This is a genomic window from Pseudomonas reactans, from assembly GCF_013385825.1.
Lineage (GTDB): Bacteria > Pseudomonadota > Gammaproteobacteria > Pseudomonadales > Pseudomonadaceae > Aquipseudomonas > Aquipseudomonas reactans.
Window position 1 is genome coordinate 79,481 of record NZ_JACAPG010000003.1, and the last position, 20,440, is coordinate 99,920.

Below are 20,440 nucleotides of genomic sequence, written 5' to 3' on the forward strand. Positions count from 1 at the left end.
AGCCGGATCCGAAGCCAGATCCAAAGCCGGATTCCAAAACGAAAAAGACTGACGATACTATCTACGGTTTCAACTCCAACACAGGCAAGCCGCACATGACGCTTACGTCTGCCGACGACGAGCCTGATTTCGTTGTGCACGACAAATCGGGCAACGACACGATCGATTTTTCCGGGTTCAGCCAGGACCAAACCATTAGCTTGCGCGGTGGCACCCACTCCAGTGTGGGTGGATTAAAGGACAACATTTTCATTACCCGCAAAACGGTCATTGAAAATGCCATTGGCGGTAGTGGCAACGATCGGATTATCGGCAATAAGGCCGATAACATCTTAGTAGGTGGCGCCGGAGCCGATCACCTTGAGGGCGCTGGTGGCTGGAATACCTTCAAGTACAACGCTGCTTCCGACTCGACCCGCGACAGTGCTGACTTGCTGCTGGATTTCACGACCGGCAAGGACATAATCGACCTTTCGGCCATGAGCAAGAGTGCAGGCGTCGCATTGAACTACGTCGATAAATTTACCGGCAAGGCTGGTGAAACGATGATCAAGTTTAATTCGACCACCGCTCGATACTTGCTGGCGATCGATTTGACTGGAGATGGAAATATCGACTTTCTCGTCAAAAGTACGCGTTTGATCAGCCCGGAAGATGTAGTGGGGCTGACGACACCTGCGCAAAACGTAGCGTTTTGCAATGGACTGATAGGGGGTTAAGGCGGTTGTAGTGCCGATTCGTGATGTGGGTGTTTTCGAAGGGCTGACCCAGGCGTAGGCCAAGGCCCAACACCCAGCGCTTTGGGCGCAAAACATCACGCGCCTACTGTCGTTTGAACTCAACCGCAGCCATCCCCTGGTTGTTCAAACAAAACAGTATGCACAATGACAAAAGGCGACCTTCGGGTCACCTTTTTCATGCCTGTAAAACACGTTCTCCAATTCCAAAGATCACCTGTGGGAGCGTTGCTCAGTGTTAGTCAGTTAGCCATATCCCACTCATCTCCCGGCATGATTCGTTTCATAAACTCATCGAAAAGAGGGACTGTAAATGCCGTGTCCCCATGATTCGGGTTCCAGATCATGCCTTTCGCAATCAGGCTATTGCGGATGGGGCCCAGTGCCTGAACCCGGCGACCTAGTCGATCAGCAATATCACCGGATCGGTGCGGCCCGGGTACGTAACTGTGGAGCGAGTAAAGCCGGAAGAGATCGATTTTCAGGGGCTTCAATTCATATGGTATGTACACCTTCACCTTCTGCATCCAGGCGCATTTGATCCAGCAATACGGTTTTTCCAACCCCTCGGAGCCCGACCATCAACACGCTTTTTGCCGGACGACCTGTTCGCAAGCGGGCTATACCTATCCGCACACGTTCTCGTAGCTCACCTCTTCCGGCAAGCTCGGGCGGTGGTGTGCCAGCTCCGGGGGAGTAGGGATTCGTAATAGGGTTCATGGATATACCGAAGTTATCAATGTTATGCGATTTTCATAAACTAGCTAAACTCCCTACGTATCTCAGGCTTTAGCCTATGTCGCGCATAGATTGAGCGCTTCAAACAGATTGAAGCAGAGGCTGTCTCCACTGCCATCAAAACCTTGCATCAAACCTTAACCAAACATTTTTCTGTCCAGAATGCGCCGGTCATGCTGATCGCGCCCAGGCTCCTAATCCAGGCGAACAAACCTGACCTCTGCGAAGCTACTGCTACTATCCTGAGCATCTTTTTAATGAGATGGCCCCTCATGCATCTTTACGTCATACGCCACGGCGAAACCTGGGCCAACGCCGAGCACCGCTATCTCGGTGCGCTTGATCCGGAACTGACCGAGTGGGGTAGGGCGCAAGCCGCATTGCTCGTTATGCAACTGCCCGGCGATATCGACGCATTGATCGTCTCCCCACGCCTGCGTGCCCAGCAAACGGCGCAGGTTCTTAACCGTGAGTTGCACCTCGAGCTTGTGACGATGGACTGCTTCCGCGAGCGTGATGTGGGTGTTTTCGAGGGCTTGACCCAGGCGGAAGCCAAGGCCCTGCACCCAGTGCTTTGGACGCAGAACATCACGCGGCAATGGGCGATTGGGCCAACGGGCGGTGAATCGATTGCCGAAGTGGTTACGCGAGTACACCAAGGCCTGGCCGAGCTGGCAGCGCTTTATCCAAGCCAGGCGGTTTTGCTGGTGGCACATGGTTTTTTAGCAAAGGTGATTCGCGCCTTGGCCAAAGGGGACTTCTCGGACTTTTACACCTGGCAGCTTTCAAATGGGGAAATGCTGGTTCTGAAAAACCTCACTGTTGCCGCGCTGCCGACAGTCTCACCCTTCAAGGATGATTGACCCATTGCTCTTGAGAAATGCCAGCGCACTTTGAAACATCGGGTGCCACGCCTGGGTAGGCTCGCTGCTCAAAGGGTGCCAGAAGAAGCGAAAATAGTGCCCTCCATCATCTTCTGCAAAATGGGTCCAGATATCCGGAAGGTCTGCCGGTACGTGGCATTGGTGAAATGCCCAGGTCTGGCCGGTGATCTCTGAATGCCAGGTTCCCAAGTCCCGAATGACACGGCCGGTTACACCGGCCTCTTCTTGTAACTCGCGAATAGCCGCATCGGCTGTCGTTTCGCCTGGCTCAACACTGCCCTTGACCAGTTGGAAACCGGCCAGTGGGTGCTCGAATGCGAGGATTTCCAAGGACTGTCTTGTGCGAAGGACTACGGGGCAGGCCTTGGTGATGATCATTGCGTTTGGTATTCCAGATTCTTGGCCTCGCTAAGTGTAGGGGCCTTCATGCAATTACTGGAATGCAGAATACCTCAAGACAAATCAATCCCTTGTGGTGAGCAGGCTTGTCCTGCGTTGGGCTGTGGAGCGGCCCTGAGACCTGGCGACGCGTTCTGCCTGAATGAACACGCTGGCCATACTGGGGCTGCTGCGCAGCCCAACGCAGGGCAAGCCTGCTCGCCACAGGGTTGATCTGAGTTTCGGTCAAGTCCAACCTTTCACAAAACCTTCATCCAACCGACCCCCTCCAGTCATGTGCAAGTAATAGCACTGACACCTCCCGCGCCTACTGTCGTTTGAACTCAACCGCAGCCATCCCCTGGCTGTTCAAACAAGACAGAGAAGCCCATGAATCACGCTATCCATGTCGATCACTTGAACAAGACCTTTGCGAAGAAATCCGCATTGGTCGACCTCGAACTCACCATTGCCCCGGGTGAGATGGTCGCGCTGATTGGCGCTTCCGGTTCCGGCAAGTCCACGTTGTTGCGTCACCTGGCGGGCCTGGCCTGTTGCGACAAGAGCAATGGCGGCAGCGTCAAGGTGCTGGGCCGGGAAGTACAGGCCAGCGGGCGCTTGAATGGCAGGGTGCGGCGGCTGCGCGCGGACATCGGCTACATCTTCCAGCAGTTCAACCTGGTCAATCGCCTGAGCGTGCTCGACAACGTGCTGCTCGGTTGCCTGGGCCGCATGCCGCGCTGGCGCGGCAACCTCGGCTTGTTCAATGCTGAAGAGAAAGCCTTCGCCATGGAGTCCCTGGCACGCGTTGGCCTGGCCGACCTGGCCGCGCAACGGGCCTCGACCTTGTCCGGCGGCCAGCAGCAGCGCGTGGCGATTGCCCGTGCATTGACCCAGCGCGCCGAGGTGATCCTGGCCGACGAACCTATCGCTTCGCTGGACCCGGAGTCGGCACGCAAGGTCATGGAGATCCTCGCTGACATCAACCGCCGCGACGGCAAGACCGTGGTGGTGACCCTGCATCAAGTCGATTACGCCATGCGTTATTGCCCGCGTGCCGTGGCCCTTAAAGGTGGCCGCATTCATTTCGACGGCCAGGGCAGCGAGATGAGCAGCCACTTCCTCAATGATTTGTACGGTGCCGACGTCGACACCAGCCTGATGTTTTCCGACCAGACCCGCCACACCTCCGTCACCCCTCGGCTGGCCCTGGCGCGCGCTTGAACCCCACTCACGACCCACAGGAATCCTTTCCATGTTGAACCGTATCGGTCACGTTTTTCTGTCTGCGGTGTTGCTGGCCAGCGTGGCCTTGGGCAACGCCCACGCCGCCGACAAGGCGATCAACTTCGGCATCATGTCCACCGAGTCTTCGCAGAACCTCAAGAGCATCTGGCAGCCGTTCCTGGATGACATGCACAAGAAGACCGGCCTGACCATCAACGCCACTTTCGCCTCCGACTACGCCGGGCTGATCCAAGGCATGCGCTTCAATAAGGTCGACGTGGCCTGGCTGGGCAACAAGGCCGCGATGGAAGCGGTGGACCGTTCCAACGGCGAGATCTTCGCCCAGACGGCCGCCGCCAACGGCGCCGCCGGTTACTGGAGCGTGCTGATCGTGCGCAAGGACAGCCCGATCAACAACGTCGAAGACATGCTCAAGAATGCCAAGAACCTGACCTTCGGCAACGGTGACCCGAACTCCACCTCGGGCTACCTGGTGCCGGGCTACTACGTGTTTGCCAAGAACCATGTCGACGCCGCCACCGCCTTCAAACGCACACTGAACTCCAGTCATGAAGTCAACGCGTTGAGCGTGGCCAAGGGGCAGTTGGACGTCGCCACCTTCAACACCGAAAGCTGGGACCGTCTTGAAGTGACCCAGCCGGACAAGGCCGCGATGCTCAAGGTGATCTGGAAATCGCCGCTGATCCCGGCCGACCCGATGGTGTGGAGCAAGGCCCTGAGCGACAGCGAGAAAACCAAGATCCGCGACTTTTTCGCTCACTACGGTGACACCGATGAAGAGAAGGCGGTGCTGAAGAACATGCAACTGGGCAAGTTCCTCGCCTCCAGCGACGACCAACTGCTGCCGATCCGCCAGTTGGAGCTGTTCAAGCAGCGCACCACCATCAGCGCGGACGACAAGCTTGAGGCCGCCGACAAGGCCAAGAAACTCGCGGACATTGATGCTGACCTGGCGAAGTTGCAACAGCGCATCTCCGAACTCGACAAAAAAACCGCCTCCAACGGCTAACCGGCCTCCACCTATCACTGTAGGAGCGAGCTTGCTCGCGAAAAACTCGAGGACGCCACCGTTCTCCAGGCGCCCCGCGTCATCGTTGGCGATCTTCGCGAGCAAGCTCGCTCCTACAGAAAGCGATTGAGAGTGACCCATGACAACCTTGCACGCTGAAGCCGTCGGCAAACGCACCTGGCCGCAATACCTCGGCTGGGGCCTGTTCCTGGTCCTGCTGGCCTGGGCCTGGCACGGCGCTGAGATGAACCCGTTGGCGCTGTACCGCGACTCCGGAAACATGGCGACCTTCGCCGCCGACTTCTTCCCACCGGACTTCCACGAATGGCGCTCTTACCTCAAGGAGATGATCGTCACCGTGCAAATCGCCCTCTGGGGCACGGTGTTGGCGATTGTCTGCTCGGTGCCGCTGGGCATCCTGTGTGCCGACAACATCACTCCCTGGTGGATCCACCAACCCCTGCGCCGGGTCATGGACGCCTTCCGCTCCATCAATGAAATGGTGTTCGCCATGCTGTTCGTGGTCGCCGTCGGCCTCGGTCCCTTCGCTGGCGTTTTGGCCCTGTGGATCAGCACCACCGGTGTACTCGCCAAGCTGTTTGCCGAGGCCGTCGAAGCCATCGACCCAGGCCCGGTGGAAGGCGTACGTGCCACCGGTGCCAGTGCCTTGCAGGAAGTGATCTACGGCGTGATCCCCCAGGTGATGCCGCTGTGGGTGAGCTACGCGCTGTACCGCTTCGAAGCCAACGTGCGCTCGGCCACGGTGGTCGGCATGGTCGGTGCGGGCGGGATCGGCGTGATCCTCTGGGAAAACATCCGCGCCTTTCAGTTCGTACAAACCTGCGCGGTGCTGCTGGTGATCATCGTGGTGGTGAGTTTGATCGACGTGTTGTCCCAACGCCTGCGCAAGCAGTTCATCTGACGTCGGAGGGGTGCCCGCGCGGCGCTTTTTTTAAGCATGCAGTTGTCTAGACAAGATGAGCCGGTGTACCGCGAACTCGCGGATATCCTGCGCCGTGAATTGAGCAGCTACAGCGCCGGCGACTTCCTGCCCGGCGAGGTGCACATGGCCGAGCGTTTTGGCGTCAACCGCCACACCCTGCGCCGTGCCATCGACGAGCTGGTATTCGAAGGCAGCCTGTTGCGCCGCCAGGGCAAGGGCACCCAGGTACTTGATCGCCCCTTGATCTACCCGATGGGCGCCGAGACCTCCTACAGCCAGTCACTGTCGGCCCAGGGCGTGGGCGTCGAGGCGGTGCTGCTCAAGCGTCGTTACTGCTACGCCAGTCGCGATGAGGCGCAGCACTTGGGCATTGCCGAGATGGCGCCGATGATCGAGCTGCAGACCCTGCGCAAACTCGACCACCAACCCGTCAGCCTGATTCGCCATCGCTACTGCGCCAGCCGCGCGCCGTTGCTGGCCGACTACACCGGCGGTTCGCTGCGCCAGTACTTGCGCGAACGCGACCTGCCGCTGACGCGCACCCAAAGCCTGATCGGTGCGCGCTTGCCCAACCGGGATGAAGCCGCGCTGCTGATGATGCCTCGGCACTTGCCGGCCCTCACCGTATTCACCCTTTCCCGCGATCGCGATGGCCGCCCGGTGGAGCTGGCGCAGTCCACCAGCCGTTCGGATCGCTTCCAGTACCAAGTGGTGACCTGATGGAGACCCTGATGAATCTGTCCCCGCGTCAGCATTGGATTGGTGTGCTCGCCCGCGCCCAACTCAGTGAACTGCAACCTCACGAAGCCGCGTTGAAAGACGCGGAATACCAGCTGATCCGCGCCCCTGAAATCGGCATGACGCTGGTGCGCGGCCGCATGGGCGGCAATGGCGCGCCGTTCAACGTCGGCGAAATGAGCGTGACCCGCTGCGTGGTGCGCCTGGCCGATGGCCGCACCGGCTACAGCTACCTGGCCGGTCGCGACAAGGCCCACGCCGAATTGGCCGCCCTGGCCGATGCTCATCTTCAGGGCACTCAGCCGAGCATCTGGCTCAGCGACTTGATCACTGCGCTGGCCAATGCCCAAGCCGCCCGCCGCGCGCAAAAAGAAGCCGACACCGCGGCCACCAAGGTCGAGTTCTTCACGTTGGTTCGAGGAGAAAATTGATGAACGCACACCTGTTGCAACCGGCGTTTGTCGACCCGGTGCTGGATGCCCAGCGCGGTTTTCGGGCCGCGCTCAAAGCCTTGGCCGAACCCGGTTTGATCCAGCACCTGCCGTCCGCTCCACGCCTCGACGGCCTCGCACCCGTCACCTATGCGCTGTGCCTGGCGATGCTGGATGGGGACACGCCGCTGTGGCTGGCGCCGAGCTTCGACACACCGCTGATTCGCGCCAACCTTTCGTTCCACTGTGGTTGCCCGTTGACGGCGAACCGTGAAGACGCGGTGTTCGCCTTGCTAGGTGAGCAAGACTTGCTCGACCTCAGCGGCTTCGACCATGGCAATGATCGCTACCCCGACCAGTCCTGCACCTTGCTCGTGCAGCTTACCGACCTGGAGTCCGGTCGCGGCCTGCTCTGGCGCGGCCCGGGCATCAAGGCCCAGCGCCAGGTGCATGTGCCGGTGCCACAAGCGTTCTGGCAGGAACGTCAGCGCCGCGAAGCTTTCCCCCGTGGCCTGGACGTGCTGTTTGCCGCCGGCCATCACCTGATCGGCCTGCCACGCAGCAGCCGCATCGCAGAGGAGCACGCCTGATGTACGTAGCCGTCAAAGGTGGCGAACAGGCCATCGACAATGCCCACCGCCTGCTGGCGAAAAAGCGCCGGGGCGATACCGCGATTCCTGAACTGAGCGTGAGGCAAATCCGCGAGCAACTGCCCCTGGCCGTGGCGCGGGTGATGACCGAAGGTTCGCTGTTCGACGAAGAACTCGCCGCGCTGGCGATCAAGCAAGCGGCGGGGGACCTGGTGGAAGCGATCTTCCTATTGCGCGCCTACCGCACCACGCTGCCGCGCTTCAGCCCGAGCCTGCCGATCGACACTGCGCAGATGTCGTTGAGCCGACGCTTGTCCGCCACGTTCAAGGACGTGCCCGGCGGTCAACTGCTTGGCCCGACCTTCGATTACACCCACCGCCTGCTGGATTTTTCGCTGCTGGCCGAAGGTGAATACCCTGGCCCGCAAACCACCCCCGAAGCCCGCATCGAAGCCTGCCCACGGGTGCTCGGCCTGCTCGCCAAAGAAGGCCTGATCAAGACCGAAACCGACGACAACGCCAGCGTCGCCGACATCACCCGCGACCCGCTGGAATACCCGGCCAGCCGCGCCGAACGCCTGCAAGCCCTGGCTCGTGGCGATGAAGGTTTCCTGTTGGCGCTCGGCTACTCGACCCAGCGTGGCTACGGCCGCAACCACCCGTTTGCCGGCGAGATTCGCATCGGCGACGTCGAGGTGTGGATCGACCCGGAAGAACTGGGTTTTCCCATCTGCCTGGGCAGCATCGAAGTCACCGAGTGCGAGATGGTCAACCAGTTCGTCGGCTCGGCTACCGAGTTGGCGCAGTTCACCCGTGGCTACGGCCTGGCCTTTGGATATGCCGAGCGCAAGGCCATGGGCATGGCATTGGTCGACCGCTCGCTGCGCGCCGGGGAATACAACGAAGAGATCGTCTCGCCGGCCCAGCGTGAAGAGTTCGTACTGGCCCACTGCGACAACGTCGAGGCGGCCGGTTTTGTGTCGCACCTCAAATTACCGCACTACGTGGACTTCCAGTCCGAACTGGAACTGATCCGCAAGCTGCGCCAACCGGCCGAGGGCCCGAGCCATGAATGACGTCGCCTACAACTTCGCCTACCTCGACGAACAGACCAAACGCATGATCCGCCGCGCCTTGCTCAAGGCCGTGGCGATCCCGGGTTACCAGGTGCCGTTCGGCGGCCGCGAGATGCCATTGCCTTACGGCTGGGGCACCGGCGGCATGCAATTGACCGCCGCGATCCTCGGCGCGGAGGACGTGCTCAAAGTCATCGACCAGGGCGCGGATGACACCACCAACGCCGTGTCGATCCGCCGCTTTTTTGCGCGCACCGCTGGTGTCGCCACCACCGAAGCCACGCCGGACGCGACGGTGATCCAGACCCGTCACCGCATCCCGGAAACGCCGTTGCAGGCCGACCAGATCATGGTCTACCAGGTGCCGATCCCCGAACCGCTGCGCTTTATTGAACCGTCGGAAACCGAGACTCGCACCATGCACGCCCTGAATGATTACGGGGTGATGCACGTGAAGCTTTACGAAGACATTGCCACCTTCGGCCATATCGCCACCAGCTACGCCTACCCGGTGATGGTCGACGAGCGCTACGTGATGGACCCATCGCCAATCCCCAAATTCGACAACCCGAAACTCGACATGAGCCCGGCGCTGATGCTGTTCGGCGCCGGTCGCGAAAAGCGCTTGTACGCGGTGCCGCCCTACACCCAGGTCACCAGCCTCGACTTTGAAGACCACCCCTTCGACGTGCAGAAGTGGGAGCACAACTGCGCCATCTGCGGCAGCCATGAATCGTTCCTCGATGAGCTGATTCTCGACGACGCGGGCACCCAGCGTTTTGTGTGTTCCGACACCTGGTATTGCGCGCAACGCGTCAAGGAGAACAACCAGTGAGCCAGCCGTTATTGCAAGTGCGTGACCTGTCCCTTTTGTACGGCCCGGAGAAGGGCTGCCAGGGCGTGAGCTTCGATCTTTACCCCGGCGAAGTGCTGGGCATTGTCGGCGAGTCCGGCTCGGGTAAATCCACCTTGCTCTCGCTGTTGAGCGGGCGTCTGCCGCCGCAAGCGGGGAGCATCGGCTACCGCAGCAAGGACGGCGAATGGCTGGATTTGTACAGCGCCAGCGAAGCCGAGCGCCGTACGTTGCTGCGTACCGAATGGGGCTTTGTCGAACAAAACCCTCGCGACGGTTTGCGCATGGGCGTGTCAGCCGGCGCCAACATTGGCGAGCGCCTGATGGCCCAGGGCGTGCGCAATTACGCGCAACTGCGCGGTGCCGGTCTCGATTGGTTGAGCCAGGTGGAAATCGACCCGCAACGTATCGATGACTTGCCGCGCACCTTCTCCGGCGGCATGCAGCAGCGCCTGCAAATCGCCCGCAACCTCGTCTCCAGCCCGCGCCTCGTGTTCATGGACGAACCCACCGGCGGCCTGGATGTGTCGGTGCAAGCGCGCCTGCTCGACTTGCTGCGCAGCCTGGTTCGCGAGCTGGATTTGGCCGTGGTGATCGTCACCCACGACTTGGCTGTCGCACGCCTGTTGGCCGACCGCCTGATGGTGATGCGTCGCTCCCGCGTGGTGGAAACCGGGCTCACCGACCAGATCCTCGACGATCCACAGCACCCTTACTCTCAACTGCTGGTGTCTTCGGTATTGCAGCCATGACAAATGCCTTGATCGAGGTCCGTGACCTCTCGAAAACCTTCACGTTGCATCAGCAACATGGCGTGGTGCTTAACGTGCTGCGCGGCGTCGAGTTCAGCGTGCAGGGCGGCGAATGCCTGGTGCTGCATGGCCAGTCCGGCGCGGGTAAAAGCACCTTGCTGCGCACCTTGTACGGTAACTATTTGCCGGCGGATGGCAGCATTCGTGTGCAGCATGCGGGCGAGTGGCTGGAGTTGGTCGGCGCCGAGCCGCGTGACATCTTGCAGGTGCGTCAGCAAACCCTCGGCTACGTCAGCCAATTCCTGCGGGTAATCCCCCGCGTGGCGTGCCTGGACGTGGTGATGGAGCCGGCGTTGGCCCGTGGCTGGTCCAAGGCCAATGCACAGTCGCGTGCCGAACACCTGCTGACCCGCCTGAATATCCCGCAACGCCTGTGGCAACTGGCGCCCGGCACCTTCTCCGGCGGCGAGCAGCAGCGCGTCAACATTGCCCGCGGCTTCATGGTCGATTGGCCGGTGATGCTGCTGGATGAGCCCACCGCGTCCCTGGACGACAACAACCGCCAGGTGGTGCTGGAGCTGATGAACGAAGCCAAGGCCGCCGGCGCGGCGCTGATCGGCATCTTCCACGACCGCGCCGCCCGTGAAGCGGTTGCCGACCGCCATTTCGACATGACCCCCACGCCTGTTGCCCAAGAGGAATACGCCCATGCCCGCTGAACAGATCCTCAGTAATGCCCAGATTGTCACGGCTGATCGCATGTTCCTCGGTTCGGTGGTGCTGCGCGACGGCAAGATCGTCGACCTCGCTGAAGGGCGCAGCCTGTTGCCCCAGGCCCAGGACCTGGGCGGTGATTTCCTGTTGCCGGGCCTGGTGGAGCTGCACACCGACAACCTGGAAAAACACATGACCCCGCGCCCCGGCGTGGACTGGCCGTCGACCTCGGCCGTGCTCAGCCACGACGCGCAGATCATCGCCGCGGGCATCACCACGGTGTTCGACGCCGTCTCCATCGGCGACGTAAATCCCAAGGGCAACCGCATGAAGAAGCTGCCGGCGATGCTCGATGCCATCGCCCAGGCGGAAGGCGCCGGGTTGACCCGCGCCGAGCACCACCTGCACCTGCGCTGCGAGCTGTGCCACCCGGACACCCTCAGTGTGTTCCGCGACCTGGTGGAAAACCCGCTGGTGAAACTGGTGTCGGTAATGGACCATTCGCCGGGCCAGCGCCAGTTCGTGCTCGAATCCAAGTACCGTGAGTACTACATGGGCAAATACCACCTGAACGACGAAACCATGGACGCGTTCATCGTGCTGCAAAAGGCCAACTCCCTGGCGTACAGCGACCGCTACCGCGCGGCGATCGTCGAGCATTGCCTGGCGCGCGGCCTGTCGGTGGCCAGCCACGACGACGCGACCCTGGCCCATGTGCAAGAGTCGGCGCGCTACGGCATGACCATCGCCGAATTCCCCACCACCCTGGAAGCGGCGAAGGGCTGCCAGGCGCTGGACATGAAAGTGTTGATGGGCGCGCCGAACGTGGTGCGCGGTGGGTCGCACTCGGGTAATGTGGCCGCCGCTGGCCTGGCGGCCGAGGGATTGCTGGATATACTTTCCAGCGACTATTACCCGGCCAGTCTGTTGCAGGCGGCCTTTGTGCTGGCCGACCAGCAGGACGGCGGCGACCTGTCGCGGGCGGTCAAGATGATCAGCTTGGCACCGGCAAAAGCCGCGGGCCTGAGCGATCGCGGCGAAATCGCCATTGGCCTGCGCGCGGACCTGGTCCAGGCCCGCAGCCGCGAAGGGCTGCCGGTGGTGCAACAAGTATGGCGACAAGCGAAGAGGGTGTTTTGATGGCAGGCAGGTTGATCTATCTCATCGGGCCCTCCGGCTCGGGCAAGGACAGCCTGCTGGATGCCGCACGCCCACGGTTGGCCGAGCGCGGTTGCCGCATCGTGCGCCGCGTTATCACCCGCTCGGCGGAAGCGGTGGGCGAGGCCGCGCAAGGGGTCAGCCCGGAACAGTTCGCCGCGCTGCAGGCCGAGGGCGCCTTTGCCCTCAGCTGGCAGGCGAATGGCTTGTCCTACGGCATTCCCAAGGCGATCGACGAGTGGCTGGCGGCGGGGGACGACGTGCTGGTCAACGGCTCCCGCGCGCATTTGGCACAGACCCGCGAGCGTTATCCGACGTCGCTGGTGTTGCTGTTGACGGTAGATCAGGCGGTATTGCGCCAGCGTTTGATCGCACGTGGACGTGAGGCCCTGGCTGACATCGAGGAGCGCCTGGCACGCAATGCACGGTTCACTGCCGAATTGATCGCTGGCAATGGCGCGGGATTGTTCGTGCTGGATAATTCCGGACCGTTGGAGCACACGGTCGAGCGCCTGCTGTGCTGCCTCGACCACGGACACTCGGCATGCGCCTGACGCTGCTTGGCACTGGTGACGCGCGGCAAGTCCCGGTGTACGGCTGCGAATGCCCCGCGTGCGGTCTGGCGCGCAGCGACGAAAGCCTGCGCCGTCGCCCGTGCAGTGCGTTGATCGAATGCGGCGACCAGCGCTGGTTGATCGACAGCGGCTTGCCCGACCTCACCGAACGCTTCCCGCCGCGCAGCTTCAACGGGATTTTCCAGACCCACTATCACGCTGATCATGCCCAGGGTCTGCTGCACTTGCGCTGGGGGCAGGGGCTGGTGATTCCGGTGCATGGCCCGGCGGATCCGGAGGGTTTGTCCGACTTGTACAAGCATCCGGGCATCCTCGATTTCAGCCAGCCTTTTGCCGAGTTTGAAACACGCCAATTTGCCGAATTGAGCGTCACGGCGTTGCCGTTGCAGCATTCCAAACTGACCCTGGGTTACCTGCTGGAAGGCGAAGGACGGCGCATCGCCTACCTCACCGACACGGTCGGCCTGCCGCCTGCGACCCTGGCATGGCTGCAACGCGAACCGCTGGACGTGTTGGTGCTGGATTGCTCCATGCCGCCGCAGCCGCAAGCGCCGCGTAATCACAATGACCTGACGCTGGCGCTGCAGAGCATTGAGGATACCGGTGCGCAACTGGGGGTGTTGACCCATGTGGGGCATACGCTGGATGCGTGGTTGCTGGAGCATCGGCGCGAATTGCCACGGCATGTCACGGTCGGCTGGGATGGCCGGATTATCTGAACGCCTACGGTTGCACAGAACGCTACGTCCTCAATAACCCCTCAACGTATTCGATAAATGCCTTGGCCTTGGCACTCGGCATTCGCCCCGTCGGCAATACCGCCCACAGGTCCTTTGGCGGGAGCTCCCAATCGGTCAATACGGGCTTCACCTCACCCCTGGCCAATTCCGGCGAGAACATCCATTCGGACGTCATCGCCAGGCCGTGGTGGGCGAGCACACCTGCGCGCAAGCCTTCGGAAGAGGTGACACGCAAGCGTCCTTGAGCGGCGATGGTGTGTTCGTGGAGGCCTTGTTTGAAGGGCCAGAGCGGGCTTTCCCCGAGGCTGTAGATCACCGCCTGGTGGTTGAGGATATCCGCCGGGCTTTGTGGCTCGCCGAAACGTTCGAAGTAGGTCGGTGTACCGAACACCCGGCACGGACTTTGGCCAAGCCGGCGAGCAGTGAGGCCAGAATCACTCAGGTTGCCGATACGCAGGGCGACGTCGATGCCGTCTTCAACCAGGTTCAGGAGTCGGTCGTCGAGCAACACGTCGATGTTCAGGCCTGGATGTTGGTCCAGGAAGGGGCCCAGGTTAGGAATGATCCGCATGCGGGAGAACGTCACGCCGGCGCTGACCCGCAGGTTGCCCGTCAATCCGGCACCGGCACCGCGGGCGGCCTCGTCGGCTGCGTTGGCTTCATCGATAGCCCGCTTGGCCCGTTCGAAGTACACCAGGCCCGCCTCGGTGGGGGTCAGGCCCCGTGTGGAGCGCATCACCAGTCGCACGGCAAGACGCGCCTCCAGTTGCGCAATGCTCTTGGACACGGCGGGCTGGCCGATGCCCAGGCGTTTGGCGGCTGCGGAGAACGAGCCGGTTTCGACGACGTGGACGAAGGTTTCCATGGCACTGAGGCGGTCCATCGGGTGTTCCTGTCTGGCTTGGCGGGGTTCAAGCCTAAGACGGTGACCCGGATGTGTCATGCGTTTCCAGTGTCGAACGGGTGGGTTTTCAATATCCAGTAAAACAGCCGTCAGTCAGGCTCGCGTATTTTGTGCTTGAGTAAAGATAACTCTAGGGTTACTTTTATTCAGGCCAAGCCAAGGAGGCTCGGGTGCAAAGCAGGTTATTGATCAAGGAACTGCAAGAGGCGGGTTGGGTGCTGGATCGGGTCACGGGCAGTCATCATATTTTTACCCACCGCTATAGCCCGTACACCATCCCTGTGCCGCATCCCAAGAAGGACCTGCCGCTGGGCACCGTCAGAAGCATCAGGAAACGCGCCGGCTTGTTTCAGTTTTAAGGAGAACATTCATGCAATACCCAATCTGTATCGAATGGGGCGATGACTTCACCGCCACCGGTATCCAGATCCCCGATATCCCAGGCGCAGTCACCGCCGGGGACAGTTTTGAAGAAGCCTACAACGCCGCTGTGGAAGTCGCGCACATCATGCTGCAAGAGATTGCCGCAGAAGGCGGGCCGATTCCGATGCCGACGTCGGTGGCCAACCATCACGCGCATGAAGACTACGCCGGCATGGGCTGGGGGATGTTGGAGCTGGACATCTCGCCCTATCTGGGCAAGACCGAGAAGGTCAATGTGACCTTGCCCGGTTATGTCATTCAGCGCATCGACCGGTATGTGCGTGAGCACAAGGTCAAGAGCCGCTCCTCCTTCCTGGCGGATGCTGCGCTGGAGAAGCTGGTGCGGTCCTGAGGAAGCGTAAAAGGATGTGTTCTGACCGTTGGGAAAACCGCGTAGTTGAGCGAGAGGTGCTGTTTTAGATTTTGTTTTTCTTTCGTCAAAACAACGCGATGCCGCCCGGGCCTTTGTGTTGTCGAGTGTTTCAATTACAAAGGAATTCCGGTTGTATCGCCTCGTGTTTCAGGGCGTTTGGGTGTTTCGGCTGGTATTGACCTTGCCTGCTGACATCGCCATCCGACCAGGCGTCCGCGAAAAAAAACCAGCCTTCAACCCATCCCTCAAGCAGTGGCAACCGTGGCCTGACGTGAAGCACCCAGGAACCGCAGCAGCGCGATCAACGGGAACGCGCTGCCCACCAGCATCACGCCCAGCCAGCCGCCGTGTTCATACACGCTGCTGGCAATCGCCGAGCCGAAGGCGCCGCCGATGAAAATGCTGGTCATGTACAGCGCGTTCAGGCGGCTGCGGCTGTTGGCGTCGAGCGCGTAGATGGCGCGTTGGCCCAGCACCATATTCATCTGCACGCAGAAGTCCAGGACCACGCCGGTCACGGCCAGGCCAATCACGCTGTACAACGGGTGCACGAAGGCCGGCAGGAAGCTCAACGCCGCAAACAGCATGGCCAACAACGATGCGCGGTGGGTATGGCCGGCATCGGCCAGGCGCCCGGCGATGGGTGCGGCGATGGCACCCAGGGCGCCAACCAGGGCAAACAGCGCGATCTCGCTTTGGCTCAGGCCGTGGTTGCGCGCCAGTTCCAGTGGGGCAGCGGTCCAGAACAGGCTAAAGGTGGCGAACATGCAACCCTGATAGAACGCCCGTTGACGCAACACTGGTTGCTCACGCAGCAAGGTACCGAGGGAGCGCAGCAACTGGCCATAGGTGGCACTGTGGTCGGGCTGGCGCTTGGGAATGGTGATCAGCAACACCACGCTGATGAATGCCATCAACGCCGCCGCCGCCATGAACATTGCGCGCCAGCCGAAGTGGTCCGCCACCACGCTCGACACGGGCCGTGCCAACAGGATGCCGAGCAACAGGCCGCCCATGATGCTGCCGACCACGCGGCCACGGGACTCGGCGGGTGCCAGGTGCGCGGCCAGCGGGATCAGGATCTGCACCGACACCGAACTGAAACCGATCAGCAGCGATACCAACAGGAACAGATTCGGCTGCTCGGTAAACGCCGCACCCAACAAGCTTGCGATGGCCAGTACGGTGGTGGCGATCATCAGCTTGCGGTTTTCCAGCAGGTCACCCAGTGGCACCAGGAAAAACAGGCCCAGGGCGTAGCCGATCTGCGTCAAGGAGACGATCAGGCTGGCCATCGCAGGCGTGAGGCCGATGTCCGGCGCGATCAGCTCGATGATTGGTTGTGCATAGTAGATATTGGCAACGATGGCGCCGCAGCAAAACGCAAACAGCATCACCATGCTCCGGGTCATGGTGGTTGTAGCGTGGGACGTAGCGTTCATGGTGTTCTCATAAATGCGAAGGAAAGTGGGGCGAGCCTAAAGACAACACCGTAGCCCGGGTAGGCCGCTGGCAGTGATAACACTCATGCCCGGTAATGATGAGTGAATCGTTAACTTTCTGCGCGAAGGGTAATGATACATTCAGAAACAACTGCCGAAACAGGAAATCCCATGAAGATCACGTTGAACAAGATGCTCCTGGCTTCCACCCTGGCCGCTGCGATGGCCGTAGGCCTGGCCCAGGCGGCCGAGGCTCCCCGCGTGGGCGTACGCGGCGCCATTACCGCGATGGAAGGCGATGCGATGCACGTCAAGGTCAACAGCGGCGAAGACGTCATCGTGCACCTGACCCCAAGCACTCAAGTGCGCGCGGTCACCCTGGCCAAGATCGATGAGATCAAGCCGGGCAGCTACATCGGCTCCGCCGCCATGCCCAACGCCGATGGCACCCTGACCGCGCTGGAAGTGCACGTCTTCCCTCCGGCCATGGCTGGCACGGGCGACGGGCATCGCGCGTTCGATCTGAAAGAAGGCAGCAGCATGACCAATGGCACCGTTGGCGACCTGGTGGTGAGTAACGGGCGCACCTTGACCGTGAAGTACAAAGGCGGCGAACAGAAAATCGTGGTGCCGGAGGATGTGCCGATCGTCAACCTGGAACCGGGGGATCGCAGTTTGCTCAAGGCGGGGGTGAAGGTGGTGTTATTTGCGGCGCAGGGGGCGGATGGGACCGTCACTGCCCAAGCGATTTCGGCGGGTAAGGATGGCGTGACCCCGCCGATGTAACGCAAAAATTGTAGGAGCCGGCTTGCCGGCGATGAGGCCAGCGGCAGCACCGCCAGCCTCACGATTGAATCGCCGGCAAGTCGGCTCCTACAAGGGGTGGTTCAGTTATTGGCCGGAGTAGATCTGGTCAAACACCCCACCATCATTGAAGTGGGTCTTCTGCACCGTGCGCCAGTCACCAAAGGTCTTCTCTACCGACAGGAAGTCGACTTTCGGGAAGCGGTCGGTGTACTTGGCCAACACTTTCGGATCACGTGGACGCAGGTAGTTGTTGGCCGCGATTTCCTGGCCTTCCGGCGACCACAGGTATTTCAGGTAGTCTTCGGCAGCGACACGGGTGCCTTTCTTCTCGACGACTTTGTCGACCACCGACACGGGCGGCTCGGCTTCGGCGGAAACACTTGGGTAGATCACTTCGAACTGATCGCGGCCGAATTCACGGGCGATCATTTCCGCTTCGTTCTCGAAGGTCACCAGCACGTCGCCGATCTGGTTGGTCATGAACGTAGTGGTAGCAGCGCGGCCGCCGGTATCCAACACCGGGGCCTGTTTGAACAGCTTGCCGACAAAGGCCTTGGCCTTGTTTTCGTCGCCGCCGTTTTTCAGCACATAGCCCCAGGCCGATAGGTAGGTGTAGCGGCCGTTACCCGAAGTTTTCGGGTTGGGCACAATCACCTGCACGCCGTCTTTCAACAGATCCGGCCAGTCTTTAAGCGCTTTCGGGTTGCCTTTACGCACGATGAAAACGGTGGCGGAGGTGAACGGCGCGCTGTTGTTCGGCAGGCGGGTAACCCAGTTGTCCGGCACCAGCTTGCCGTTGTCGACCAGGGCGTTGATGTCGGTGGCCATGTTCATGGTGATCACGTCAGCCGGCAGGCCATCGATCACCGAGCGCGCTTGTTTGCTGGAACCACCGAAGGACATCTGCAGGGTCAGCTTGTCGTTCGGGTGCTCGGCTTCCCAATGCTTCTGGAACGCGGCGTTGTAGTCCTTGTAGAAATCGCGCATCACGTCGTAGGAGACGTTGAGCAGTGTGACGGGGGCAGCCTGGACGGCGCCCGCCAGGGCAAGGCCGGCGGCCAGGAGAGAGGCGCTAACGAGTTTTTTCACTGCTCATTCCTTGTTGTTCGAAAAGGTTGCTTGATAAGTGAGGGCAATTTGCCAGCGACTATAGCTGGCGCTGCATAGACGTTTAAAGATTAAAACGTACTTTGCTTATTCCAATTTACGGAAAAGGTTACTCCCGCAACGCGAGCAGAAGGCAGCATTCGGTTCATGGCTGTTCTTCTTGCACACCGGGCAATCATGTTGCAGTTGCTCACCCCGCATGGCGCTGGCCAATTCGGCGGTGAAAATCCCGGTGGGCACGGCAATGATCGAATAACCGGTGATCATCACTAAAGACGAAATCACCTGGCCCAGCGGCGTCTTCGGCACGATATCGCCAAAGCCCACGGTGGTCAGGGTCACAATGGCCCAGTAGATACCTTTCGGAATGCTGGTAAAGCCGTGCTCCGGGCCTTCGATCACGTACATCAAGGTGCCGAACACCGTGACCAGCGTGCACACGCTGACCAGGAACACCACGATCTTCTGCTTGCTGCCCCGCAGCGCCGCCATCAGGTAGTTGGCCTGCTTGAGGTACGGGCTGAGCTTGAGCACGCGGAAGATCCGCAGCATACGGATGATGCGGATGATCAACAGGTACTGCGCGTCGCTGTAATACAACGCGAGGATGCCGGGCACGATGGCCAGCAAGTCCACCAGCCCATAAAAGCTGAAGGCGTAGCGCAGCGGCTTGGGCGAACAGTACAGCCGCAGCCCGTATTCGATCAGGAAGACGAGGGTGAAGCCCCACTCGATGTAAGCCAGCACATCAGCGTAGTTCTGGTGGATCTGGTCGATGCTGTCGAGCATCACGATCACCAGGCTGGCCAGGATGATCAGCAACAGGATGCCATCAAACCGTCGCCCGGCCGTGGTGTCGCTCTGGAAAATCATGACGTAGAGCCGCTGGCGCCAGTCGTTGTTGCTGTCCATAAATCCCGCCTGAATCGAATATCGAGCAAGCCTAGGGGGATTCGAAGGGGCTGTCCATGCGGGGTTTTTGAAGCACCCGAGCGCCTGCACGCACCAGCCAGCAGGCGAGGATGAACGGCGCGGTCAGCGCGGGCAGGTGCAGGGCGGCAAAGCCGGGTGTGAGGATGACTGCCAGCAGGATGCCGAGCAGGGGTAGCCAGGGCTGGCGACGTACTTGGCTCAACGCCACGGCAGCCAGCGCAGGGTTGTAGCTGTGCAGGCCGAGGAGGGCGCTGGCGGGTTCGTCGAGCCACAGCGCAATCAGCACGCCGACACTGGCGCCGATCAAGGCCCAGGTGGCGGCGCGGCGGTTGGCTAGCCACAGGCCGAGCGCAATCAGCGCGCCCGACACCGGCTGATCCAACAGCATGATTTGCGCGAGGCCGGTAAAAGGTGCGGTGAGGATGGCCATAGTGTCGGGTTCGCTCAGGGCAACGGTACTCTGCGGCACCATGCCCAGCAGCAGCCAACCCAGGCCGACAAAAGGTGCGGTATAGGCCGGCAGGTCATTGGGCTGGCTGGCGCGTTTCAACCATTGCCGCGTCAGGATCGCGCTCAAACCGCCGCACGCCAGGATCAGCGGCGGCAGCAAGGCCGACCAAGCGAAGTGTTGGCTGATCAACAGGCCCAGCAACACGCCGTTATAGCTGTATAGCCCGGCCTGGCGTTCGGTCTTTGGGTAGCCGCGACGCTGGGCCGTGAGCAACCCCGCCACGCCACCGAGCAGCGCGCCGCCGAGCAGGCTGGGTGCGCCGATCAGGATGGCCAGCAGGCACAGCAGGCCACACAGCGGCTGGCGCTGCAGGAATATTTGGCTGAAGCCGTTGAGCAGGGCTTCGGCCCAGTCGGGGCAGGAATGGTTGTGCATG

General features: G+C 61.1%; 24 protein-coding genes. 18 read left to right on the forward strand and 6 right to left on the reverse strand.

Annotation, left to right across the window (positions count from 1 at the left end; translation table 11 throughout):
* Together HX868_RS03525 and HX868_RS03530 are read left to right on the forward strand one after the other, a co-directional pair.
* The coding region (locus HX868_RS03525; protein ID WP_177001933.1) for a M10 family metallopeptidase C-terminal domain-containing protein at positions 1–719 on the forward strand (719 nt) is incomplete at its 5' end.
* A 1,028-nt stretch (positions 720–1,747) separates the two neighbouring features.
* The gene (locus HX868_RS03530) at positions 1,748–2,338 is read left to right on the forward strand and encodes a histidine phosphatase family protein (RefSeq protein ID WP_177001934.1); all 591 of its coding nucleotides are present in this window, start codon (positions 1,748–1,750) and stop codon (positions 2,336–2,338) included.
* On the opposite strand, the gene HX868_RS03535 is transcribed toward HX868_RS03530, so the two are convergent.
* The gene (locus HX868_RS03535) at positions 2,318–2,737 is read right to left on the reverse strand and encodes an NUDIX hydrolase (RefSeq protein ID WP_177001935.1); all 420 of its coding nucleotides are present in this window, start codon (positions 2,735–2,737) and stop codon (positions 2,318–2,320) included. The two genes, HX868_RS03530 and HX868_RS03535, sit on opposite strands and share 21 nt — an antisense overlap.
* 390 nt (positions 2,738–3,127) lie before the next feature.
* Between HX868_RS03535 and phnC the strand changes: the two genes are divergently transcribed.
* The 13 genes from phnC to phnP all read left to right on the forward strand — a co-directional run bounded on the left by phnC (position 3,128) and on the right by phnP (position 13,543).
* Positions 3,128–3,961: a phosphonate ABC transporter ATP-binding protein gene (gene phnC, locus HX868_RS03540; protein ID WP_038845851.1), complete on the forward strand. Its 834-nt coding sequence runs from the start codon at positions 3,128–3,130 to the stop codon at positions 3,959–3,961.
* Between the two features lie 31 nt (positions 3,962–3,992).
* The gene (gene phnD / locus HX868_RS03545) at positions 3,993–4,994 is read left to right on the forward strand and encodes a phosphonate ABC transporter substrate-binding protein (protein WP_177001936.1); all 1,002 of its coding nucleotides are present in this window, start codon (positions 3,993–3,995) and stop codon (positions 4,992–4,994) included.
* Between the two features lie 139 nt (positions 4,995–5,133).
* Entirely contained in the window at positions 5,134–5,916 is a 783-nt protein-coding gene (gene phnE, locus HX868_RS03550) for a phosphonate ABC transporter, permease protein PhnE (RefSeq protein ID WP_016978496.1), read from the forward strand.
* Between the two features lie 36 nt (positions 5,917–5,952).
* Positions 5,953–6,657 (forward strand): phosphonate metabolism transcriptional regulator PhnF, encoded by a 705-nt coding sequence (gene phnF, locus HX868_RS03555; protein WP_167351257.1) that lies wholly within the window; start codon positions 5,953–5,955, stop codon positions 6,655–6,657.
* An 11-nt stretch (positions 6,658–6,668) separates the two neighbouring features.
* Complete coding sequence (phnG, locus tag HX868_RS03560) at positions 6,669–7,106, forward strand: phosphonate C-P lyase system protein PhnG (protein ID WP_177001937.1); 438 nt, start codon at positions 6,669–6,671, stop codon at positions 7,104–7,106.
* On the forward strand, positions 7,106–7,696 hold the full coding sequence (gene phnH / locus HX868_RS03565) for a phosphonate C-P lyase system protein PhnH (RefSeq protein WP_177001938.1): 591 nt from the start codon (positions 7,106–7,108) through the stop codon (positions 7,694–7,696). The genes phnG and phnH overlap by 1 nt, the downstream gene beginning before the upstream one ends.
* On the forward strand, positions 7,696–8,772 hold the full coding sequence (locus HX868_RS03570) for a carbon-phosphorus lyase complex subunit (RefSeq protein WP_177001939.1): 1,077 nt from the start codon (positions 7,696–7,698) through the stop codon (positions 8,770–8,772). Before phnH ends, HX868_RS03570 begins: the two co-directional genes overlap by 1 nt.
* On the forward strand, positions 8,765–9,607 hold the full coding sequence (locus HX868_RS03575) for an alpha-D-ribose 1-methylphosphonate 5-phosphate C-P-lyase PhnJ (protein ID WP_177001940.1): 843 nt from the start codon (positions 8,765–8,767) through the stop codon (positions 9,605–9,607). The genes HX868_RS03570 and HX868_RS03575 overlap by 8 nt, the downstream gene beginning before the upstream one ends.
* Positions 9,568–10,377 (forward strand): phosphonate C-P lyase system protein PhnK, encoded by an 810-nt coding sequence (gene phnK, locus HX868_RS03580; protein WP_177002039.1) that lies wholly within the window; start codon positions 9,568–9,570, stop codon positions 10,375–10,377. Before HX868_RS03575 ends, phnK begins: the two co-directional genes overlap by 40 nt.
* Positions 10,374–11,096 (forward strand): phosphonate C-P lyase system protein PhnL, encoded by a 723-nt coding sequence (gene phnL, locus HX868_RS03585; protein ID WP_177001941.1) that lies wholly within the window; start codon positions 10,374–10,376, stop codon positions 11,094–11,096. Before phnK ends, phnL begins: the two co-directional genes overlap by 4 nt.
* Positions 11,086–12,231 carry an alpha-D-ribose 1-methylphosphonate 5-triphosphate diphosphatase gene (locus tag HX868_RS03590; protein WP_177001942.1) on the forward strand — a complete coding sequence of 382 codons (1,146 nt, stop codon included), beginning with the start codon at positions 11,086–11,088 and terminating at the stop codon, positions 12,229–12,231. Before phnL ends, HX868_RS03590 begins: the two co-directional genes overlap by 11 nt.
* Positions 12,231–12,803, forward strand: a complete 573-nt coding sequence (gene phnN, locus HX868_RS03595; RefSeq protein WP_177001943.1) for a phosphonate metabolism protein/1,5-bisphosphokinase (PRPP-forming) PhnN — start codon at positions 12,231–12,233, stop codon at positions 12,801–12,803. Before HX868_RS03590 ends, phnN begins: the two co-directional genes overlap by 1 nt.
* Positions 12,794–13,543 (forward strand): phosphonate metabolism protein PhnP, encoded by a 750-nt coding sequence (phnP, locus tag HX868_RS03600; RefSeq protein WP_177001944.1) that lies wholly within the window; start codon positions 12,794–12,796, stop codon positions 13,541–13,543. The genes phnN and phnP overlap by 10 nt, the downstream gene beginning before the upstream one ends.
* Before the next feature lie 22 nt (positions 13,544–13,565).
* Here the strand turns inward: phnP and HX868_RS03605 are convergent, their stop codons facing one another.
* Positions 13,566–14,447 (reverse strand): LysR family transcriptional regulator, encoded by an 882-nt coding sequence (locus tag HX868_RS03605; protein ID WP_177001945.1) that lies wholly within the window; start codon positions 14,445–14,447, stop codon positions 13,566–13,568.
* Between the two features lie 191 nt (positions 14,448–14,638).
* Between HX868_RS03605 and HX868_RS03610 the strand changes: the two genes are divergently transcribed.
* Positions 14,639–14,827 carry a type II toxin-antitoxin system HicA family toxin gene (locus HX868_RS03610; RefSeq protein ID WP_016978508.1) on the forward strand — a complete coding sequence of 63 codons (189 nt, stop codon included), beginning with the start codon at positions 14,639–14,641 and terminating at the stop codon, positions 14,825–14,827.
* 11 nt (positions 14,828–14,838) lie between these two features.
* The gene (locus HX868_RS03615) at positions 14,839–15,243 is read left to right on the forward strand and encodes a type II toxin-antitoxin system HicB family antitoxin (protein ID WP_016978509.1); all 405 of its coding nucleotides are present in this window, start codon (positions 14,839–14,841) and stop codon (positions 15,241–15,243) included.
* A 266-nt stretch (positions 15,244–15,509) separates the two neighbouring features.
* Here HX868_RS03615 and HX868_RS03620 read toward each other — a convergent pair whose 3' ends face one another.
* Entirely contained in the window at positions 15,510–16,706 is a 1,197-nt protein-coding gene (locus tag HX868_RS03620) for an MFS transporter (protein ID WP_177001946.1), read from the reverse strand.
* Positions 16,707–16,877: 171 nt separating this feature from the next.
* Here HX868_RS03620 and HX868_RS03625 point away from each other — a divergent pair, with 171 nt between their 5' ends.
* Positions 16,878–17,492: a DUF5666 domain-containing protein gene (locus tag HX868_RS03625; protein WP_177001947.1), complete on the forward strand. Its 615-nt coding sequence runs from the start codon at positions 16,878–16,880 to the stop codon at positions 17,490–17,492.
* Positions 17,493–17,597: 105 nt separating this feature from the next.
* Here the strand turns inward: HX868_RS03625 and HX868_RS03630 are convergent, their stop codons facing one another.
* The 3 genes from HX868_RS03630 to HX868_RS03640 form a co-directional block, all read right to left on the reverse strand.
* A complete protein-coding gene (locus HX868_RS03630) occupies positions 17,598–18,602 on the reverse strand; it encodes a sulfate ABC transporter substrate-binding protein (protein WP_033897617.1) in 1,005 nt (334 codons plus the stop codon).
* 105 nt (positions 18,603–18,707) lie between these two features.
* The gene (locus HX868_RS03635; RefSeq protein WP_177001948.1) at positions 18,708–19,532 is read right to left on the reverse strand and encodes an ion transporter; all 825 of its coding nucleotides are present in this window, start codon (positions 19,530–19,532) and stop codon (positions 18,708–18,710) included.
* A gap of 31 nt (positions 19,533–19,563) precedes the next feature.
* On the reverse strand, positions 19,564–20,439 hold the full coding sequence (locus HX868_RS03640) for an urea transporter (RefSeq protein ID WP_177001949.1): 876 nt from the start codon (positions 20,437–20,439) through the stop codon (positions 19,564–19,566).
* Between the last annotated feature and the right edge of the window lies 1 nt (position 20,440).

Bases quoted from the DNA above. Each gene is read 5' to 3' on its own strand.
- HX868_RS03620 (WP_177001946.1), bottom strand. From the start codon at position 16,706: ATGAACGCTACGTCCCACGCTACAACCACCATGACCCGGAGCATGGTG.
- phnH (WP_177001938.1), top strand. From the start codon at position 7,106: ATGAACGCACACCTGTTGCAACCGGCGTTTGTCGACCCGGTGCTGGAT.
- phnD (WP_177001936.1), top strand. From the start codon at position 3,993: ATGTTGAACCGTATCGGTCACGTTTTTCTGTCTGCGGTGTTGCTGGCC.
- HX868_RS03635 (WP_177001948.1), bottom strand. From the start codon at position 19,532: ATGGACAGCAACAACGACTGGCGCCAGCGGCTCTACGTCATGATTTTC.
- HX868_RS03535 (WP_177001935.1), bottom strand. From the start codon at position 2,737: ATGATCATCACCAAGGCCTGCCCCGTAGTCCTTCGCACAAGACAGTCC.
- phnP (WP_177001944.1), top strand. From the start codon at position 12,794: ATGCGCCTGACGCTGCTTGGCACTGGTGACGCGCGGCAAGTCCCGGTG.
- HX868_RS03570 (WP_177001939.1), top strand. From the start codon at position 7,696: ATGTACGTAGCCGTCAAAGGTGGCGAACAGGCCATCGACAATGCCCAC.
- HX868_RS03625 (WP_177001947.1), top strand. From the start codon at position 16,878: ATGAAGATCACGTTGAACAAGATGCTCCTGGCTTCCACCCTGGCCGCT.
- phnC (WP_038845851.1), top strand. From the start codon at position 3,128: ATGAATCACGCTATCCATGTCGATCACTTGAACAAGACCTTTGCGAAG.
- phnF (WP_167351257.1), top strand. From the start codon at position 5,953: ATGCAGTTGTCTAGACAAGATGAGCCGGTGTACCGCGAACTCGCGGAT.
- phnL (WP_177001941.1), top strand. From the start codon at position 10,374: ATGACAAATGCCTTGATCGAGGTCCGTGACCTCTCGAAAACCTTCACG.
- HX868_RS03605 (WP_177001945.1), bottom strand. From the start codon at position 14,447: ATGGACCGCCTCAGTGCCATGGAAACCTTCGTCCACGTCGTCGAAACC.
- HX868_RS03530 (WP_177001934.1), top strand. From the start codon at position 1,748: ATGCATCTTTACGTCATACGCCACGGCGAAACCTGGGCCAACGCCGAG.
- HX868_RS03640 (WP_177001949.1), bottom strand. From the start codon at position 20,439: ATGCACAACCATTCCTGCCCCGACTGGGCCGAAGCCCTGCTCAACGGC.
- HX868_RS03575 (WP_177001940.1), top strand. From the start codon at position 8,765: ATGAATGACGTCGCCTACAACTTCGCCTACCTCGACGAACAGACCAAA.
- HX868_RS03590 (WP_177001942.1), top strand. From the start codon at position 11,086: ATGCCCGCTGAACAGATCCTCAGTAATGCCCAGATTGTCACGGCTGAT.
- HX868_RS03615 (WP_016978509.1), top strand. From the start codon at position 14,839: ATGCAATACCCAATCTGTATCGAATGGGGCGATGACTTCACCGCCACC.
- phnN (WP_177001943.1), top strand. From the start codon at position 12,231: ATGGCAGGCAGGTTGATCTATCTCATCGGGCCCTCCGGCTCGGGCAAG.
- phnG (WP_177001937.1), top strand. From the start codon at position 6,669: ATGAATCTGTCCCCGCGTCAGCATTGGATTGGTGTGCTCGCCCGCGCC.
- phnE (WP_016978496.1), top strand. From the start codon at position 5,134: ATGACAACCTTGCACGCTGAAGCCGTCGGCAAACGCACCTGGCCGCAA.